23 protein-coding genes and 1 pseudogene are annotated in these 19,385 nt (G+C 32.4%); 21 read left to right on the top strand and 3 right to left on the bottom strand.

What is annotated here, in order from left to right; genetic code table 11:
• The first annotated feature begins 205 nt into the window (after nucleotides 1-205).
• From JCM14822_RS07140 to JCM14822_RS07045, 20 genes and pseudogenes are all read left to right on the top strand, one after another.
• Complete coding sequence (locus tag JCM14822_RS07140; protein ID WP_054740968.1) at nucleotides 206-1,585, top strand: cation:dicarboxylate symporter family transporter; 1,380 nt, start codon at nucleotides 206-208, stop codon at nucleotides 1,583-1,585.
• A gap of 101 nt (nucleotides 1,586-1,686) precedes the next feature.
• Entirely contained in the window at nucleotides 1,687-2,130 is a 444-nt protein-coding gene (locus JCM14822_RS07135; protein WP_054740965.1) for a hypothetical protein, read from the top strand.
• 173 nt (nucleotides 2,131-2,303) lie between these two features.
• Complete coding sequence (locus JCM14822_RS07130) at nucleotides 2,304-3,359, top strand: long-chain fatty acid--CoA ligase (RefSeq protein ID WP_054740964.1); 1,056 nt, start codon at nucleotides 2,304-2,306, stop codon at nucleotides 3,357-3,359.
• The gene (locus JCM14822_RS22495; protein ID WP_054740961.1) at nucleotides 3,343-3,864 is read left to right on the top strand and encodes a class I adenylate-forming enzyme family protein; all 522 of its coding nucleotides are present in this window, start codon (nucleotides 3,343-3,345) and stop codon (nucleotides 3,862-3,864) included. Before JCM14822_RS07130 ends, JCM14822_RS22495 begins: the two co-directional genes overlap by 17 nt.
• 238 nt (nucleotides 3,865-4,102) lie before the next feature.
• Nucleotides 4,103-5,869 (top strand): phosphoenolpyruvate carboxykinase (GTP), encoded by a 1,767-nt coding sequence (locus JCM14822_RS07120; protein ID WP_207643257.1) that lies wholly within the window; start codon nucleotides 4,103-4,105, stop codon nucleotides 5,867-5,869.
• A 160-nt stretch (nucleotides 5,870-6,029) separates the two neighbouring features.
• Nucleotides 6,030-6,344 (top strand): ArsR/SmtB family transcription factor, encoded by a 315-nt coding sequence (locus JCM14822_RS07115; protein ID WP_054740959.1) that lies wholly within the window; start codon nucleotides 6,030-6,032, stop codon nucleotides 6,342-6,344.
• A gap of 41 nt (nucleotides 6,345-6,385) precedes the next feature.
• Nucleotides 6,386-6,766, top strand: a pseudogene (locus JCM14822_RS07110) (NifB/NifX family molybdenum-iron cluster-binding protein); the annotation flags it as partial.
• Between the two features lie 240 nt (nucleotides 6,767-7,006).
• Nucleotides 7,007-7,375 carry a CidA/LrgA family protein gene (locus JCM14822_RS07105; protein ID WP_054740954.1) on the top strand — a complete coding sequence of 123 codons (369 nt, stop codon included), beginning with the start codon at nucleotides 7,007-7,009 and terminating at the stop codon, nucleotides 7,373-7,375.
• Complete coding sequence (locus JCM14822_RS07100; RefSeq protein ID WP_054740952.1) at nucleotides 7,368-8,048, top strand: LrgB family protein; 681 nt, start codon at nucleotides 7,368-7,370, stop codon at nucleotides 8,046-8,048. Before JCM14822_RS07105 ends, JCM14822_RS07100 begins: the two co-directional genes overlap by 8 nt.
• 254 nt (nucleotides 8,049-8,302) lie before the next feature.
• The gene (locus JCM14822_RS07095; protein ID WP_054740950.1) at nucleotides 8,303-8,617 is read left to right on the top strand and encodes a hypothetical protein; all 315 of its coding nucleotides are present in this window, start codon (nucleotides 8,303-8,305) and stop codon (nucleotides 8,615-8,617) included.
• A gap of 115 nt (nucleotides 8,618-8,732) precedes the next feature.
• The gene (locus JCM14822_RS07090; protein ID WP_054740949.1) at nucleotides 8,733-8,960 is read left to right on the top strand and encodes a hypothetical protein; all 228 of its coding nucleotides are present in this window, start codon (nucleotides 8,733-8,735) and stop codon (nucleotides 8,958-8,960) included.
• Nucleotides 8,933-9,970, top strand: coding sequence for a hypothetical protein (locus tag JCM14822_RS07085; RefSeq protein ID WP_054740948.1), 1,038 nt, complete (start codon nucleotides 8,933-8,935; stop codon nucleotides 9,968-9,970). The genes JCM14822_RS07090 and JCM14822_RS07085 overlap by 28 nt, the downstream gene beginning before the upstream one ends.
• A 251-nt stretch (nucleotides 9,971-10,221) precedes the next feature.
• Complete coding sequence (locus JCM14822_RS07080; RefSeq protein WP_054740946.1) at nucleotides 10,222-10,491, top strand: metal-sensing transcriptional repressor; 270 nt, start codon at nucleotides 10,222-10,224, stop codon at nucleotides 10,489-10,491.
• Nucleotides 10,492-10,503: 12 nt separating this feature from the next.
• Nucleotides 10,504-12,948 carry a heavy metal translocating P-type ATPase gene (locus JCM14822_RS07075; RefSeq protein WP_054740944.1) on the top strand — a complete coding sequence of 815 codons (2,445 nt, stop codon included), beginning with the start codon at nucleotides 10,504-10,506 and terminating at the stop codon, nucleotides 12,946-12,948.
• Nucleotides 12,949-13,066: 118 nt separating this feature from the next.
• Nucleotides 13,067-13,258 (top strand): heavy-metal-associated domain-containing protein, encoded by a 192-nt coding sequence (locus JCM14822_RS07070; RefSeq protein WP_054740942.1) that lies wholly within the window; start codon nucleotides 13,067-13,069, stop codon nucleotides 13,256-13,258.
• A gap of 217 nt (nucleotides 13,259-13,475) precedes the next feature.
• Nucleotides 13,476-14,360, top strand: a complete 885-nt coding sequence (locus tag JCM14822_RS07065) for a DMT family transporter (protein WP_054740940.1) — start codon at nucleotides 13,476-13,478, stop codon at nucleotides 14,358-14,360.
• 73 nt (nucleotides 14,361-14,433) lie between these two features.
• Entirely contained in the window at nucleotides 14,434-14,664 is a 231-nt protein-coding gene (locus JCM14822_RS07060) for a hypothetical protein (RefSeq protein WP_054740939.1), read from the top strand.
• 203 nt (nucleotides 14,665-14,867) lie between these two features.
• Nucleotides 14,868-15,164, top strand: coding sequence for an ATP-binding protein (locus JCM14822_RS22490; RefSeq protein WP_330377392.1), 297 nt, complete (start codon nucleotides 14,868-14,870; stop codon nucleotides 15,162-15,164).
• Nucleotides 15,165-15,300: 136 nt separating this feature from the next.
• On the top strand, nucleotides 15,301-15,849 hold the full coding sequence (locus JCM14822_RS07050; RefSeq protein ID WP_054740934.1) for a hypothetical protein: 549 nt from the start codon (nucleotides 15,301-15,303) through the stop codon (nucleotides 15,847-15,849).
• An 80-nt stretch (nucleotides 15,850-15,929) separates the two neighbouring features.
• Nucleotides 15,930-16,634: an HD domain-containing protein gene (locus JCM14822_RS07045; RefSeq protein WP_054740932.1), complete on the top strand. Its 705-nt coding sequence runs from the start codon at nucleotides 15,930-15,932 to the stop codon at nucleotides 16,632-16,634.
• A gap of 4 nt (nucleotides 16,635-16,638) precedes the next feature.
• Here JCM14822_RS07045 and JCM14822_RS07040 read toward each other — a convergent pair whose 3' ends face one another.
• The 3 genes from JCM14822_RS07040 to JCM14822_RS07030 all read right to left on the bottom strand — a co-directional run bounded on the left by JCM14822_RS07040 (nucleotide 16,639) and on the right by JCM14822_RS07030 (nucleotide 18,202).
• Entirely contained in the window at nucleotides 16,639-17,190 is a 552-nt protein-coding gene (locus JCM14822_RS07040) for a GNAT family N-acetyltransferase (protein WP_054740930.1), read from the bottom strand.
• A gap of 140 nt (nucleotides 17,191-17,330) precedes the next feature.
• Nucleotides 17,331-17,768, bottom strand: coding sequence for a DMT family transporter (locus JCM14822_RS07035; protein WP_054740929.1), 438 nt, complete (start codon nucleotides 17,766-17,768; stop codon nucleotides 17,331-17,333).
• A gap of 11 nt (nucleotides 17,769-17,779) precedes the next feature.
• Nucleotides 17,780-18,202: a DMT family transporter gene (locus JCM14822_RS07030; RefSeq protein WP_054740928.1), complete on the bottom strand. Its 423-nt coding sequence runs from the start codon at nucleotides 18,200-18,202 to the stop codon at nucleotides 17,780-17,782.
• Between the two features lie 320 nt (nucleotides 18,203-18,522).
• Here JCM14822_RS07030 and JCM14822_RS07025 point away from each other — a divergent pair, with 320 nt between their 5' ends.
• The gene (locus JCM14822_RS07025) at nucleotides 18,523-19,188 is read left to right on the top strand and encodes a cyclic nucleotide-binding domain-containing protein (RefSeq protein WP_054740927.1); all 666 of its coding nucleotides are present in this window, start codon (nucleotides 18,523-18,525) and stop codon (nucleotides 19,186-19,188) included.
• Nucleotides 19,189-19,385: the final 197 nt, after the last annotated feature.

Genomic DNA, 19,385 nt, shown 5'->3' with positions numbered 1-19,385 from the left:
AGCATAACATTGCATATTTCATGAACAAATGCCTTGGTAATAAAAAAACTGGACAGATTAAGCATTTAATATTTGGATAAATAGAGCTTAGTATAATTATTTTAGGGATTATACAGCCTGATGTATTACCATATTTATCCTACTTATAAGTTGAGATAATCTAGCACATGTCGTTAAATTATTATAACAATATGGAGATACTAGAATGGGACAAAGTACTTTTTTAATTGACTTTTTATTATTAAGTAATATAAGAACCGTAATTTTTATAGCTGTACTTCTTGGTTTGTTTGTAATTATTCATATGATGGAAAAACGTAAAGTGAAATTTTCTATTCGTATGATTTCAGGAACTGTTATTGGTTTAATATTAGGGATATCTATTCAATTTATTGCGGGTTTTCCAAAAGTACCGGGAGATGTGCAGTGGCTTAGAGAAGTAAGCAGCTGGTATGGACTTGTAGGAAACGGATTTATGGATCTGCTTAAAATGTTGGTTGTACCACTTGTATTTTTATCAATTACACGCATAATTATGAATATGCAAGGTGAAAATTTAGGAAAGCTTACAGCTAAATCTATAGGAATGCTTTTAGGAACTACACTTATTGCAGCATTTATAGGAATGGTGATTGGGAACTTTGTGGACTTTAGCACAGATATGCAAATCACAAATAATGATGCACAAATAAGAGAAATAACTTCTATCGTTGATACATTTAGAGGATTACTTCCAGCTAATCCTGTAAAAGCAATGGTAGATGCTAATGTTGTAGCTATTGTAATTTTTGCAAGCTTCATTGGAATTGCTATAAGACGTATGAGCAAGAAACATGGTGAAACAATTGAACCATTTGTAAAATGGATTGAAGCTTTTTATAAGATTATTTTAAGTGTAGCAATGACAGTTATTAAATTTATGCCATATGCAGTTATTGCACTTCTTGCTAATACAATTACAGCTAGAGGTATTGTTGCGCTAATTGCTGTAATTAAGTTTATTGTTGCAATCTATGTGGCTTTAATTATTATGTTTATTGTACATTTAGTAATTGCTATGCTTAATGGAATTAATCCAATTACCTATGTAAAAGCAGTAACAGAGCCATTAGTTTTAGCTTTTACTTCACGTTCAAGCTTAGGAACATTACCTGTAACAATTGAGACACTTCATCGAAAAGTAGGTGTGGAAGAAGGTATAGCAAGTTTCGTAGGGAGCTTAGGAGCTAATATGGGAATGAATGGTTGCGCAGGAATTTATCCAGCACTTGTAACAATTATGTTAGCACAAATGACTGGGACTCATATGGATTTAAGTTTCTATATCATGTTAGCTATTATTATTACAGTAGCATCATTAGGAATTGCAGGACTTCCAGGAACTGCAACAATTGCTGTATCTGTTGTTATTTCAGGTATGGGAATGGGAGCATTATTCCCACTCATAGGTGGGGTTATCGCCATTGATCCGATTATTGATATGGGAAGAACAATGCTTAATGTAAGTGGTACACTTATTAGTGCCACAACAGTTGCTAATACAAGTGGTAAATTAGATAGAAGCGTGTTTAATTCTCAAAAATAAAATATAAATTGTTTTTAGAAACAGTATAATTTTAATGTTATAGTTCATAATAGTACTATATGTAAAGCAAATACTTGCTTGAGAAAGGGATAAAGAAAAATATGAAATATGTTGTTTTATCACCTCATAACAAAATGATATGCTTTGACCATAGTAGTCAAGTAGAAGAATACTGTTTAGACCAAGACAATGAAGCACTTGATAATTATTGTAAAGATCAAGAATTTACCTATGAAACTATGACACCTGTTGAAATTGGTTATAGCTATGTAGCAGCTAATGCAGAACTGAATGGATGTAAGATTTATGAAACAAGGCAAGTTTTAAATAAAATGAAAGAACTACAAGCAGATGAAGAGCTTATTAATAGAGTAAACAATATGTTTAATAATCGTAGATTAAATAATGAATTTGCTTGCCCATCTTATTTAGAGGATGTTTTAATGGAAGTAACGCCTATACCAGTAGCCTGTATGACAGATGGTATATATATCATGGATAATGTGGATTCTGCCAGTGATGAAAGAGATAATTCAGGTGTATAGATAAATAAGAAGAGATATTACAAAATTTATTGTAATATCTCTTCTTTTATTTTCCTAAATTTAACTGATATACAAAAATATATAGATTTGACTATATTTAGGTGTTGTGATAAAGTTAAAAATATCATCTTAATAAATTTAAAAAATTCGGTAAAAAATCCTAGGGGGAAAATATGAAGCAGGTATTAGGAGATTTTTTTGATGAAATATGTGATAGATTTAGTGAAAGGGAATGTATATATTTTCCTACAAATGATATGACATATACATATGAGAGTTTTAAAGTATACGTGCATGATATTGAAAAAGGATTGATTGCATTAGGTTTAAAAAAAGGAGATTTGATTGCAATTAAGTCAGAAAATACACCAGAATGGTTGGCTATGCAATGGGCGGGATTTAAATTAGGAATTGTAGTGGTTGGATTAAATGCAGCATTAACACAGATAGAAGTTATGCGTGCTATGAATCATACAGGGGCTAAAATTTTATTTACAGATGATATGAGCTATATGATTAGTGAACTTACTGCAAATAATCAAATGAGTTATCGTATTATCATTTGGGATAGTACAAATCAGTTTATTATAGACTTGGGATGTAGTGTATCTGAAGCAGTAGTAGAAGAAATGAATATGGCTGTTGAGGCAACCGATACAGCACTTATTTTATTTACATCAGGTACAACAAGTGAACCAAAAGCCGTAGAGATAAAAAATAGTGCAATAGCTAAGGCTATAGAGGTATATGGAAAAAACTTAACTTATGGTGAAAATGAAAATGCATTAATGTGTACACCTTTTGCACATATGATGGGATGCTTATATGGTATTATACCTGTATTTAATGTAGGTGGGAAAATAACAATTTTAGAAAAGTTTAAGACATCCAGAGTTTTGGAAATTATAAGTGAAGAAAGATGCACTATTTTCAATGGGGTACCTACTATGTTTTTATTCTTATTAAACGAGTATAAAGATGAAGATATTAGTTCGTTAAGGACAGGCCTAATAGCAGGATCGTATGTTTCACCACAGCTTTATGAACGTATATACAAAGAGCTAGGAGTTACAGAGCTTTTACAGGCATTTGGACAAACTGAAACACTAGCAGTTACAGGAACTAATATAAATGACCCTTTCGAAAAACGTATGTATAGTACAGGGCGTGCATTAGAAAATGTTGAAATTAAAATAGATTATAATACAAGCCTTGAAAAAAAAAGGTGAATCAGATAGATTAGGTGAGATTTTAGTACGTAGTCCTTATTGTATGAACGGCTACTTTAAAAATGAGAAAGCTACATCTAAAACAATAGATACAGATGGCTGGCTCCATACGGGAGATGTAGGAGAATTAGATGAGGATGGGTATTTATACATCAAAGCTAGAATTAAGGATATTATTATTAAGGCGGGAGAAAATATATGTCCAGCAGAAATAGAAAATGCATTAGTGAAATTAGAGGGTATAAAGGAAGCTGTAGTAGTGGGGGTACCTGATCCCTATAAAACAGAAGAGATATGTGCTTTTGTAGTACCAGAAAAAGAAGAGGATTTATGTCAGGTAGAAGTAATAAGAGCACTATTAAAAAAATGCCTTGCAAGATATAAATTACCTAAATATGTTATCCGTGTCAGTGGGTTTAACACGACAAGCAGTGGAAAAGTGAAAAAAGAGTCACTTAGGGAACTTTATAGTATATTGAGTACTACAATTGGCTTAAAGGATTGATAAAAAAATATTAATAAGAAAATGATAAGAAATAAGAAAAAAAGTAATAAAAGATTAGGGATAGTATAGTTGAAGTTTGAAAATAAATTAAAAAGAAGAATTTTTTTATTAAAAAGAAGAATTTTTATAATATTATTTAGTATATAAAAAATTCTTCTTTTTAATTTATCAATCTTACGCTATAATATTGCCTAGAAAGACTAAAAAATAGGGTGAAAGATAGGAAAGGGGTCAAAAAATGTTGACAAACAATAAAAATGTTCTTAATTGGGTAGATGAAATGGTAGCATTAACTAAACCAGACAAAGTAGTATGGATTGATGGTTCAAAAGAACAATTAGATGAAATTAGAAAACAAAGCGTTGAGTCAGGAGAAATGATTAAACTTAACGAAGAAAAATTACCTAATTGTTATTTACATCGTACATTACCAAACGATGTTGCAAGGGTAGAACATAGAACATTTATTTGTACAAGAAACAAAGAAGATGCTGGTCCAACAAATAACTGGGAAGATCCACAAGTAATGTATAAAAAACTTGGTGAAATGTTTGACGGTGTTATGAAAGGCCGTACAATGTATGTAATTCCATACTTAATGGGACCAGTTGGCTCAGAATTTTCTAAAGTAGGTTTCGAAATTACAGACTCTAATTACGTTGTACTTAACATGGATATCATGACAAGAATGGGTAAAGATGCTATTGATCAATTAGGTGAAACATCTAATGATTTCGTAAGAGGTCTTCATTCTAAAGCTGATATCGATGAAGAAAAAAGATATATTTGCCAATTCCCAGAAGATAATACAATCTGGTCAATCAACTCAGCTTACGGTGGAAACGTACTTTTAGGTAAAAAATGTTTCGCACTTAGAATTGCATCTTTCCAAGGTAAAAATGAAGGTTGGATGGCAGAACATATGCTTATCTTAGGTATTGAAAATCCACAAGGTGAAGTAAAATACATCTGTGCTGCATTCCCATCAGCATGTGGTAAAACAAACCTTGCTATGCTTATTCCACCAGAAGTATATAAAAAAGCTGGTTACAAAGTATGGTGTGTAGGTGACGATATTTCTTGGCTTAGACAAGGTCCAGACGGAAGACTTTGGGCAATCAACCCTGAAAATGGATTTTTCGGTGTAGCACCAGGAACAAACTTGAAATCAAATCCAAATGCATTACATTCAACAGAAGAAGGAACAATCTTCACTAATGTTGCATTAAACTTAGATACAAATACAGTTTGGTGGGAAGGTCTTGATAAAAATCCTCCAACAAATGCAATCAACTGGAAAGGTGAAAAATGGGATTGTACTGATGGTTCTAAAGGAGCTCATCCAAACAGCCGTTTCACAGCACCAGCCAGAAATTGTCCATGCATCAGTAAAGAATTCAATAACCCACAAGGTGTGCCAATCTCTGCTATCGTATTTGGTGGACGTCGTGCAAAAACTGCTCCACTTGTATATCAATCAAGAGACTGGAATCACGGTGTATTCGTAGGTTCAATCATGGCCTCTGAAACAACAGCAGCTGCAACAGGAGCAGTAGGTGTTGTAAGACGTGACCCAATGGCAATGCTTCCATTCTGTGGTTACCATATGGCTGATTATTTCCAACACTGGATTGACATGGGTCAAAAACTTGGTGATAAAGCACCAAAAATCTTCAACGTAAACTGGTTCAGAACAGATGATGAAGGCAACTTCATTTGGCCAGGATTCGGAGATAACTTAAGAGTACTTAGCTGGATTCTAGACCGTTGCGAAGGTAAAGTTGATGCAGTAGAAACTCCTATCGGATTTGGTCCAAAAGTAGAAGATATCAATATTGATGGATTAAGCATTGATGAAACTACAGTTGCTAACTTACTTAATGTAGATAAAGAATTATGGAAAGAAGAAGTAGGCGGTATTCATGAATTCTATGGTAAATTCGGTGATAGATTACCAAAAGAACTTATAGCAGAACTTCAAACATTAGAAAATAACTTAGAATAATCCTTTAAATACATATATGAAAAAGGTGAAGGTGTGATAAATATCTTCACCTTTTTTGCAATTTAACACTTAATTTTAAAGATATCTAATTAAGTGTTGACTTAATTAGATATAGGTATATAATCTAATTAAGTAATGACTTAATCAAAAGAGGAGTAGTATGGAATTAACAAATGTACTCAAAGCAATTTCAGACGAGACTAGAATGAATATTATAAAGCTTCTTTTAGAACACGATTATTGTGTAAGAGGCTTAGCTAAAAAATTAGGAATTAGTGAAAGTGCTGTATCTCAACATATTAAAATAATGAGGGAGAATAATATTTTAGTTCCTGAAAAGAGAGGCTATTTTATTCATTACAAAGCAAATAAGGCAGTATTGCTGGAAGTGGCAAAGAAACTTACAGGCCTTGCTGAAGGTGGAAATTGCATTTCTAGAGCAAAGGAAGGTAAATGTAAAAAAGAATGTTGTTAGTGTCAGTTAAAAAAATAATATAAAGATTTTAGGAGGCATAAATTATGATTCTTGCAGTAACTTATGAAAATGGAAATATTTTTGGTCACTTTGGACACACAGAGCAGTTTAAAGTATATGAGATTGAAAATAACAGTATTATTTCACAACAAATCGTAGAAACAAATGGATCTGGTCATGGGGCATTAGCTGGATTTCTTAAAAATTTAAATGTAGATACTTTAATTTGTGGTGGTATCGGTGGTGGTGCTATTAATGCATTAAGTGAAGCAGGAATTAAAATTTATCCAGGAGCATCTGGAAATGCAGATGCACAGGTAGTAGACTTTATTAAAGGTGAATTAAATTATAATCCAAATACAAAATGTAGCCATCATTCACACAGTGAGGGACATACTTGCGGTGAACATGGTTGTAAATAGAAGATAGGGTGGCAAGTGAATTTGCTAAGTCACTTGTAGAATAAGAGAACCTGCTAAGGGAGTATTGTATTCCAGTAGCAGGTTTTTTATGTATATAAAAATATAATGTATAACTAGTAAACAATTATATAAAAATTAATATAAAAGACAACAAAATGTGACTATATATAATTGACGATTTTAAGGAATAGGAGTAGAATTTTTTGGGAATTTAAGATAAAAAGGTAAGGAGTGTGTAATGTGAAAATTATTATGCAAATAGCTATTGTATTTGCTATATGTTTATTAGGACAGATTGTAGTAAGTGTACTACCTTTTCCTTTTCCAGCAAGCGTAATGGGCATGATTATTTTATTTTTATTACTTTTATTTAAGGTACTTAAAGTGGAGTATGTGAGAGAAAAGACGAATTTCTTACTTCAAAATATGGCTTTCTTCTTTATCCCATCAGGTGTGGCAATTATAGAAAATTATGGTTTACTTAAGGGGAGTGCCCTTAAGATTTTAGCTATATGCATTATTACAATGGTAGTAACCTTTGTAGCTACAGCTTATACAGTAACCTTTGTTATTAAATGGCAAAATAAAAGGAGGAAAATAAATGAATGAGATTACATCTAGTCCATACTTCGGCATTGTATTATCTATATTTGCCTTTGAAGTAGGTATTAAAATAAATAAAAAATTAAAAACACCATTAGCCAATCCGTTACTTATAGCGATTCTTTTGGTAATTGCAGTATTACAAGTATTTCGCATTCCAGTAGCAAATTATAATCAAGGCGGTGCGATTATTACAATGTTTTTGGCACCAGCTACAGCAGCACTTGGAATTTCTATTTATAGTCAGTTAGAACTTCTTAAGAAAAATTGGCTACCTATTGTTGTGGGGACAGCAGTAGGGGCAGCAGTGTCTATGATCAGTGTATTTGTACTTTGTAAAATATTTAAATTGGATGAAGTGTTAATAGCTTCATTACTTCCAAAATCTGTAACCACACCAATTGCCATAGAAGTTTCAAGTCAATTAGGAGGTTTAGTACCTGTTACAGTAGCTGCGGTTATTATTACGGGTATTGCAGGGGCTATATTTGCACCTTTAATGATTAAGATTTTCCATGTTAAAGAACCTATTGCAGCGGGAGTGGCAATTGGTGCATGCAGTCATGCCATGGGAACTACAAAGGCCTTAGAGCTTGGACAAGTTCAAGGAGCAATGAGTGGAATTGCTATAGGGATTACAGGTGTAATGACTGTGGTGTATGCTTTATTTTTAAGCTAGATATAAAAAGATAATGTAAAGCTTATTTAATCAGTTAAAAAGTCAAGCTGTTTAAATAAGCTTTTTTTGTAGATAAAGCTTGTATATTTTTTATGTCTGTAAAATATAGATAAATTCATAGTATAGAAATGCCTTAAAAGTAGAAAAAAGACAGGTTAAATAAAATATGTATTAAATTGGTAAAATCAACGTATACTAGGATTATATTAATTATCGTGTTAGAAGAAATTAACAAAGTGGAAGGGGTGTTTGTTATGAATACAGTAACAATTGCATGTTTACCTAAATCACAAACAGATGGAGAAAGAGTGAGTTTTAATTTCTCTACAGTGCAACTTCCAAAGGAAAAGTATTTAGTTTGGCATATTATCAGTAAAATTGAAGAAGATGATAATATCCATTTCACTGTTTTACAAGAAGGAAGTAGGGGGGAACATCCTATCATGTTTTTAGATATTCATGATGGTTATGTAATGCCATATGAAGCCATGCGTAATCTGTATATTGCATGTCCTAGAAACGTAACGGGTCATTTTATAGTAGAAGTAGAAGCAGTAAGCGATTTATAAGAAATAAAAGGCGCTATTACTAGATGATATGACATTTGGTAGTAACGCTTTTTTATATATTCTTCATTTTCTTACGTGTATAAATAGTATAAAATAAAGGAAAGGAGGGGGTAGGGTGAGTATATTAGAGAAACTTAATGTTTATTTAGAAAAACAAGTAACGTTTAATCATAGAATAGAAGAGCATCCACTACAAAGATGTAGTGAATCTGTTAAAAAAATATACATGACACTTTTAAATCTTGCTTTGAGAGAAGGAGGAAGCGAAACTTATGCCCAAAGGTTTTTTTTAAACAAATTGCTCAAAGTGCTGATTTGGGTGATGAGATTTTTGACCCAATAAGTGAAACAGAGGAGCAAAACTTTGCACAGGCCTTAGGCGAAAATTTTTTAAAGTATTTTAGAGGGAATGAATTAAGATATAATTTTATATTTGATTTATTTCTTATACTTATGAAAGCAACAAAGGTGCAAAAAGATTTTGTATGGTTAATGGGTGCAAATTTAGGGATTAATGAGAAAGAGTTAAATTTCTTAATGAATTTAGGAATGAGTATATTAGAAGAAGATAGTAGTAGCTATATGCAGCTTATTGAAAGGGTACCTAAGAATATTAACGTGAGAAATTTTATAGGTTATACAAGACACTTTTTAGTAGGACGATTAATTGATGACGATGAAATGGTCGTTTATTATGGCTGTGAAAAGTTAGAGGAAAAGCCTAGTTTTAATGAGACTTTCAAGAATGAAGAGATGTCAATGGAACGTTGGGTGTTTAAACAGGATGTATTAGTTTTTGAAAACTGGAAAATTGACCTTAGTCAGAAGCAATGGCTATTTAGAAATAATCAAAAAGTGATTTTTAGAAACTGTGAGCTTATAGGAGATCATTATCCTATAAGTTTTGATGGTACTGGTGAAATTATTATAGAACAATGTGAGTTTACTTATTTTAATAATCGGGTATTAGTTGTAAATGATTGTATTAATGTAAAGATAAATAAGTGTCAGTTTAAAGAATGCGTTTACTTATATAATGTTTATCAAAATAGTAATGGGGGAGTTTATTTTGTTGCAGATAAAGCCATGACAGATGCCCAGCAAATGCGTTTTATTGAAATAGTAGATAGTAGATTTATAGATTGTAGTGTATGGAATAAGGAAGGGCATTATTATAGTGATTATAGTTTAGGTTGTAGTATGAGTATTCCTCAAAGAATTAGAAACTGTCAGTTTAATAATTGTCTTTCTTATATGGATATGCCAAAGAGATTATGTAATGGCGGAAGTACTTTATTTAATAATGGGGAAGCAGAAGAATGCATTGTAATTGCTAGTCATCCTATTTTATAAAATAAAAGAGAAAAGTTAATTTGTATGTAAATGCTAAAAGGGATGCTGCAAGGTCAATAATGATTTTGTGGCATCCTTTTCTAGTTTATACGTAAAGAATGAGTTTCAATGTATGAAATTATCTAGTGATGATTGATTTTAAAAAATTAAGTCGGTTACTATATATAGTGGAAGTGCTAATAAGGTTGACAAAGTAAATAGTATTTATTAATATATAAACAAGACACCCCACGGGGGGGAGGGGGGTAATTATGAATCCAGAAAGAAAAAAAGCTATGCAGTCCTTAAAAACAGCAAAAGGACAAATCGAAGGCATTATTAAAATGATAGAAGATGAGCGTTATTGTGTAGATATATCCAATCAGATTTTAGCGGCGCAGGCTCTCTTAAAACGTGCCAATTTACTTATTTTAGAGCAGCATATGAAAAACTGCGTGAAGTCAGCATGCGAAAATCAAGATCATGCAGAAGAAAAAATTGAGGAAGTTATTCATATATTAGAAAAAGTTATGACGAAGTAAAGGAGAGGCTATATGAAGCATAAAACAAGCAAAATAGAAGGTATGACCTGTTCAGCTTGTGCTAGTCGGATTGAACGCGTCGTTGGGAAAATTGACGGCGTGAAAACTGCAACTGTGAATTTTGCTGCAGAAATGTTAAATGTAACTTATGATGAAACTAAAATTGATGAAGCAAAAATTACAGCAGTTGTTGAAAAAGCAGGCTTTAAACTTAAAAAACAAACAAAGCAGTATACTTTCAAAATAGAAGGTATGACTTGTTCAGCTTGCGCCAGCCGCATTGAACGCATTGTAAATAAAATCAACGGTATTGAAGAAGTAACTGTGAATTTTGCTAGTGAAAAATTAAATGTGACAGTAAATGAAGGTGTTACGAATATTGGTCAAATTAAAGCAGCAGTAAGCAAAGCTGGTTTTAATTTAATTAGTGAAGAAGAAAAGGAGGAAGAAGTGAAAAAGTATAGAGAAGATCAATTACTTTTTTATCGCTTCATTATTTCAGTTGGATTTACAGTGCCACTTTTAATTATTAGTATGGGACATATGATGGGAATGCCATTGCCACATATGATAAATCCTATGATGAATCCTATGAATTTTGCCATTGTACAGCTTATTTTAACGTTCCCTGTTATAGCTGTAGGGTATAAATTCTATAAGGTAGGGTATAAAAATTTATTCCAGCTAAGTCCAAACATGGACTCATTAATTGCTATTGGCACATCAGCGGCATTTATTTATAGTTTATATGGTATGATTCAAATTGCTAATGGAGATGCTAGTTATGCGATGCATCTTTACTTTGAATCGGCGGCAACTATTTTAGCACTTATTACATTAGGAAAATATTTAGAAGCTAGATCTAAAGGCCGTACTTCTGAAGCTATTAAAAAACTTATGGGGCTCGCACCTAAAACAGCTACAGTTATTCGAAATGGCAATGAACAAATCATTCCTATTGAAGAAGTTTTAGTAGGGGATATTGTAATTGTGAAACCAGGTGAAAAACTTCCTGTAGATGGTGAGATCATTGAAGGTAGTACAGCTATTGATGAAGCTATGATTACAGGAGAAAGTATTCCAGTAGAAAAGACAGTGGGCAGTAATGTAATTGGAGCAAGTATTAATAAAACTGGATTTATTAAATATAAGGCCACTAAAGTTGGGAAAGATACAGCTTTAGCACAAATTATTAAGCTTGTAGAAGAAGCTCAAGGCACTAAAGCACCTATTGCTAAGATGGCAGATGTCATTGCGGCTTACTTTGTGCCAACAGTTATTTCACTTGCAGTTATTGCAGCTATTTTCTGGCTTGTAATGGGTGAGACACCAGTGTTTGCACTGACAATCTTTATTGCTGTATTAGTTATTGCTTGTCCTTGTGCTTTAGGTCTTGCTACACCGACAGCTATTATGGTTGGAACAGGTAGAGGGGCTGAAGAGGGAGTTCTTATTAAAGGCGGAGAAGCTTTAGAAACAACTTATAAAATCGATACAATTGTATTTGATAAAACAGGAACTTTAACAGAAGGTAAACCTAAAGTAACAGATATTATTGTAGCCAAAGAAAATACAAGGGCATATCAAGCAGAAGATATTCTTTTATTAGCTGCTAGCAGTGAAAAAGGTTCAGAACACCCATTAGGTGAAGCTATTGTAAAAGCAGCAGAAGAAAAAGGATTAGTTCTTAAAGAATTAGAAAACTTTGTGGTCATTCCAGGTCATGGAATTGAAGTCATTATAGAAGGCAAAAATGTGTTACTTGGTAATAAAAAGTTAATGGTAGAAAAAAATATAGCTATTACAGAGCTTGAAGAAACAAGTAATAGATTAGCTGCAGAAGGGAAGACACCAATGTATATTGCTATGGGCAGCCAGCTTTTAGGCATAGTAGCTGTAGCAGATACATTAAAAGCAAGTAGTCAGGAAGCTATTCAAACACTTCATGATATGGGTATTAAAGTAGCTATGATTACAGGAGATAATAAAAGAACAGCCCAAGCTATTGCAAAACAAGTAGGTATAGACATTGTTTTAGCAGAAGTTTTACCAGAGGACAAAGCTAATGAAGTAAAACGTCTTCAAGATGAAGGTAAAAAGGTAGCTATGGTAGGAGATGGAATCAATGATGCACCGGCACTAGCGAGAGCAGATATTGGAATTGCCATTGGTTCAGGGACAGATGTAGCGATTGAATCAGCGGATATTGTTTTAATGCGTAGTGATTTAAAAGATGTCCCTACAGCGATTAAACTTAGTAAAGCTACAATACGTAATATTAAGCAAAATTTATTCTGGGCATTTGGCTACAATGTATTAGGCATTCCAGTAGCTATGGGTGTACTTCATCTTTTTGGAGGCCCACTTTTGAATCCAATGATTGCGGCTGCTGCAATGAGTTTAAGTTCAGTTTCAGTACTCACTAATGCTTTAAGGCTTAGAAATTTTAAGGCTTGATAAAGATTAAGTATAGACTGAAAAATCATGGTAATAATAAGAGAAAGTAGTTTGCCTATTTTCCTTATGAATAAATATGTAAACAAGCTAGGGAGGAATTAGTTATGAAAAAAAAATTATGATTGATGGTATGAGCTGTGGCCACTGCACAGGGAATGTAAAAGATACATTAACAAGCTTTTCAACAGGTGAAGTAGAAGTCAGCTTAGAAGGTAAATATGCTGTATTAGAAACATCAGCAGATGATGCAGCTTTAAGAGAAGCTATTGATGATATTGGTTTTGATGTTGTAGATATTATCAATTTATAATTATAAATTTGTTAATATAGATGATGAAGCTATTATATATAATTTGCCATTTGTGATAATAGATTCATATAAAATGTCTGTAAAAACTTGTTTTACAGACATTTTATGTGCTAGTATAAAAAATCTTATATTAACATAGCCCTAAGAGATTTATTTTGTTATGATAAAAGATGAAGCCCATAAAAAGGGGAAATATATAAGGTTAGAGAGGTGTAAAATGAACCAGAAGTATAAAGGGATTATATATATTTTATGTGCGGCATTTTGCTTTGCATTAATGAATGCTTTTGTAAGATTATCAGGTGATTTACCATCAGTTCAAAAGAGTTTCTTTAGAAATGTTGTAGCGGCCATATTTGCTTTTATTATTTTAAAGAAAAATGGAATGAAGATATCTCATAATAAGGAGAACTTAGGACTCTTAATTGCTCGTTCTACATTTGGAACAATTGGGATTTTGTGTAACTTCTATGCAGTAGATCATTTAGTGCTTTCAGATGCTTCTATGCTCAATAAAATGTCTCCATTTTTTGCGATTATCTTTAGTTATTTATTCCTTAAAGAAAGAATTAATTTAGTACAAGGAATTGGTGTAATCGTAGCGTTTATAGGAAGTTTATTTATTATTAAGCCAACTTTTAGTAATATGGCTCTTGTGCCATCTGTTATTGGTTTAATTGGCGGGATAGGCGCAGGTGCCGCTTATACAGCCGTTAGAAAGCTTGGACAAAGAGGTGAAAAAGGGCCTTGTATCGTATTTTTCTTTTCAAGTTTTTCATGTTTAGTGACATTACCTTATTTAATATTTGATTATCATCCAATGAGCATAAATCAATTTATTACTTTATTATTGGCAGGATTTGCAGCAGCTGGTGGGCAATTTGCTATTACAGCAGCTTATTGTTGTGCACCAGCCAAAGAAATTTCTGTATATGATTATTCACAAGTTATCTTTGCAGCAATATTTGGATTTTTCTTATTTGGACAGGTGCCAGATGGACTGAGTATACTAGGTTACATCTTAATTTGTGGCATGGCAGTTTTAATGTTTTTGTACAATACAGGCAAACTAAAAATGTTTAGGGGTAATAGAGAAAAGTAGAGAAACACACATAAAAATAAGCCAAACCCTCTATAATAGTAAATAGAATAATATTTATAATTTGGAGGAAACTATGTCACAATTTAATGAAGCAGAAGATTTACCATTAGGATTAATGATGCAATTAGGGCAAGATATGGACGCGATGAATTATTTTGCTGCACTTTCCGATGAACAAAAGGAATACATTGTAAGTTACATTAGAGGAGCGCAGTCAGGTTCTGATGCAAGGGCAAGGGTAGAACAGGTAATGAATCAGCTTCATCATCATCAAGGTGGCGACTTAGGCATGAACTTAACTTAAGAGAAACAAAAAGAAAAGCTTGCTGTTATTAAGGCAGGCTTTTCTTTTTGTCAAAAACTTAAGAAATTCTTAAGAATTATAATCGGTGTTTCTTAGAACATCTATGATATATTAAAGCAGTGGAAAGGAAGATAGAAATGGGGTGATAGAAATGGGGTACAAGATTTTAAAAGAAACACAACAGGAATACATAGCTATATTAGATCAAAAGGCTCAGCGCCTTAAAGTATTCTGCACCTTATTCGAGAGTGTATATAGATATTGAAGAGGGTGAAGAAGTAAGCATTATATTTAAAAATATGTCTGCTTATGAAATGAACTTTACACCACAGGAGATTACAGAGCGATTTAAAAGAGGTGATGAATCGCGTCATACAGAAGGTTCGGGTTTAGAATTAGCTATAGCTAAAAGTTTAACGGAGCTTCAAGATGGTAAGTTGGATATTGTGATTGATGGTGATTTATTTAAAGTCATTGTAAAGTTTAAAAGTATTATTTAAAAATAGAGGATTAGCAAGAATTCCATCTTGAATAAGAAATTAGATTAAACTATAATAGCCCTAACTAAGTTTTGTATGAGGAACTAGTTAGGGCTTTATTAAAGCTAGAAATTATTTGTAATGGAGAAAATATCTAATGAAGAAATATATGAAAGTATTAGCTATGGGACTGGTTACCCTTAGCATTGTAGGATGCGGTAATGTTGGTAAGAATGCATCTACAAAAGAAGAAACAAGCAATACAGCAGTAGAGGAATCTAATCAATCTCAAACTTTTGAGGAAAGCAGCAATGAAGAAGTACAAGAACCTTATGTTTATGATGCAGGCTATACAGATTTAATTCATGGAGGTTTTGTGCAAGCTGTTCAAGGAGTTATGGAGACCATGTATAGCAGAATTAATTATAGTAGTATGGGAATTGCCGTAGAAGATTTAACAATGATGGATGATAATCAATTGTTAGAAGTAGAAGAAATGGCAAAAAGTTTAAATCCTATTCGTGATGAAAAAATATTAAAGGTTGTGAAAGCAACACGTGGGTTATTTGATAAAACCAATGCACTTTTAGAGGCTAAAACTTATGAAAAGTTAACAAGCTTAAATGATGAGGGTCAGGCTATATATGATCAGTATTATGAATGGTTAATAGAGGCTGCAAAAAATCATCATCATGAGGAGGAATAATTATATTAGTTTATTTAAGGTTAGTTTAAGCTAGGGGGAACATAGTAGAGAGGATAGAAAAAGAAGGAGGGCACTATAAGGTGAAAAAAGGCATTGTAATAGGATGCATTGTTCTGGCAGTCATAGGGGGAATTATTGTGCAACAATATAATCATGTAACAACGCATTTAAGTAAATCTGTACAAATGGCTGGACATAGTGTAAAAACCGTATTTGAGACGCAATACCATTTAAATAATGAAGAAGTAGAAAGTATGGAAACTACATTAAATCAGCTAGATCAATTCATTAAAGAAAGTTTTGATGAAATAGCTGTGACAAATGCAGTAGATGGAGAAAAGATTAAAAAACGTATAGCACATATGCAACGTGTAAGCTTTTTAAGTTTAGAACTTATGAAAGCTTATGAAGAGGCCGAAGGGATAAGGTTTACAAAGGAGCAGGCAAAGGAGCTTATGCTTGCAGCATATTTACATGATATTCGTAAATATGCTGACGGTAATCATGCCAAACAAGGCGCTAAATATGTTTTAGAAAAACTACCTGAGTATATGACTATAGATGTGGCACAACTTGATCACATAAGTCAGCTTATTAAATATCATAGTGATCCCCTAAGTGAAAAACAAATGACTAAACTAGGTGACTATGCAATATTAGCACAGCTTTTACAAGATGCAGATACAGCTGATAAGATTATAAATCGTGGTGAAAGTGATGAGGAAATAGCAAAGCTTAATTTATCAAGCTCAGTTAATTTAGTAGCGTTTTATCAAGGTAAATAAAATATTATAAATCTTTAGCAAGGACATATCTTCTAAGTCCGCCGTATTTTAGTTTATCCATGCGTACTTCATAACCAAGGCTTAAGAAGTTATTTACGCTAAAAGGATTATATGGAGAAGCAGTAGCACAAAGCATTGTTATACCAGTTTGTTTTGCAATTTCTTCCACATACTTACACATAAGATATTGAATTTTATTACCTCTAAAATCAGGTTTTACAAGTACTGTGTCTATTTGTCCTATTGCAAGCAGTTTTTCTTTAGGGAGGTTTAAATCATAACCATAATTAGAAGAATCAAGTCCGAGTCTAAGATAAACCATTAAAGAAATAAGTTCATTCTCCGGTGTAAAGTAACCAAAGAGTATTTGATGATTTTCAATATGATGCATAATCTCATCATGAGTAGAAGCAAAGTAAATCTGAGGGTCTTCAATAGAAGCAATGATTTCCGCTTGTAAATCTAGAATCTGCTTCACATGTTCAAGTGTTAATGATTTCAAAGTAAGTGTAGTGGTATTGCCATCTTTCCTTTTAGCATTTAATGTATGATTCATAAGTAATCTCCTTGTAATAGTATAAATTTATAAGATTATTATAGGCATAAAAAAGCAGCAAGTTCAATTAATGCATTGAACTTGCTGCTTTTCTTGAAAATATATTTTTACGTGGTCTAACTTTTTTGTCTGATTCTGTATTAAGAAGAAGCTTTCTTATCAATCATTAAATTAAGTGTAAATCCTAATAAAACGAATAAACCGCCTATTACTTGTCCTACAGAGAACTTATGTGCCATTATACTATCGATAATTACTCCAGCAAAGAGCTGACCTACGAAAAGTAAAAGTGTCATATAAAAAGTAGGAATTTTAGGTGCTACAGCACTTTGAATAAATACAACGAATACACTGATTACCCCCCCAGTATAAATCCATACATTCGTTGAAATACTTGTAATAGGTAGCTCGCTATGCCCTAAAAGGCCAAGAACAACGATTGAAAGTAAAAGTCCTACTACATAATTATAAAAGGTACTTGTTAAGGCACTTGTTTTCTCTGCTAATTTAGCATTAGCGACACGGGCTGTAACAAGTGTAAAACCTGATAATAGTGATACAATAATTGCAACTAACATAAAAACACCCCCTAAGATGAAATAATAACAATAATACCAATTAAAACGAATCCAAGTCCAATAAGCTTTTTCTTATTAAAACGTTCAGTAGGCATACCAAGTAGCCCAAAGTGATCAATAACGATAGAAGTTACACTTTGTCCGAGCAAACTTAAAGCAAGGATTGCTGAAATGCCGATACTACCGATGGCGATATTGTTAAATACAGTTGTGCCTACGCCAATGGCACCACCTAAAAAGTAATAAAAGGGTAAATGTTCTTTTGGTAAGAAAGCTTCTCCTTTTAATTTTAAATATATTGTAATAAAAATAAGTCCTACAAAATGAATAATTACAGTTGCCATATAAGTACCATAAAAATCTGTAAGACCGCCATTAATTGAAATCATACTAGCTACTAAAGAGCCACAGATTACTGCAAGTAAATAGTACATGACCCCTCCTTAAAACTCTTAAAAAAATATAAAAGAAGGAGCTAAGTATGGTGGTCTTAGTTCCTTCTTTATTTGGTGGTTGGTTTTATAAGAGTTAAGCCGAATTTGGTTGGTGGTTAAACGACTTAACTAATAGAATATTTATGAATAACAGCAAAATTGCTGTATGTGACATTGTTAAAAATCGCTAGTAATGACATAATATTACTAGGAGTTCGTCACCCGAGTAATAGAATAGTATAAAATGGACTCTAATAAATATGACATATGTCATGTTCTAAGAAAAAATATTAAAATAATTATAGAAAGTAAAAATTAAAATGACAAGGCAAGATGAAAAAGCATTAATTATAGAAAAAGGAAAAACAATAGAAGGGCTGCCACAATCAGCTTTAGAGAATGCCAAATATATATCTTTTAAAAAGGGAGAGTATCTTTGTAAAGAAGATGAAAAGATGGAATATCTATTATTTTTAATCTCAGGAAAAGCGAAAGTAAGTATTACAGCAGCCAATGGGAGAAGCCTACTGCTTAGTTTCTTTAATAAAGGACAAACAGTAGGGGATATGGAAATGATGTTACATGAAAGCATTAGTACAGCCAATGTAATTGCTATTACACCTATGGAGTGTATTGGGCTATCTGTAGAATATTGCAAAAAGGTTTTAAGCACTAATATAGACTTTATGAACTTTATTGCACAAAGATTAGCACAAAAACTAGATTATAGCGCCAGATCCAATGCTATGAATATCCTTTATAGTTTAGAAAACCGTTTATGTGCTTATATTATATCAACCCATGAAAATGGAGAGTTTCAAGAAAATCTTACAGAGCTGGCAGAATTATTAGGGACAAGTTATCGTCATTTACTAAGAACAATGCAACAGTTATGTGAAGAAGGTATTATAGAACGTTGTTCTAGAACCAAGTATAGGATTATAGATTTAATCACTTTAAAAGAAAGAGCAGAAGATTGTTTTTAAAATGATGCAAATTTTCGGATTATTGACATTGGAAAATGTTATAGGACATATTATAGTAGATAAAAGAAAGTGGACATTTTAAAGTTTTTCAATTGAGTTTAAAGATTAAATAGAGTGAGCAAATTGAAAGAGCAGGTAGTAGATAAGAGAAATTTAAAGACAAAAATTATAAACAGAAGATTAGCCTATAATATCAT

Source organism: Cellulosilyticum ruminicola JCM 14822 (assembly GCF_001311925.1).
Lineage (GTDB): Bacteria > Bacillota > Clostridia > Lachnospirales > Cellulosilyticaceae > Cellulosilyticum > Cellulosilyticum ruminicola.
This window is presented reverse-complemented; position numbering and strand designations above follow the sequence as displayed.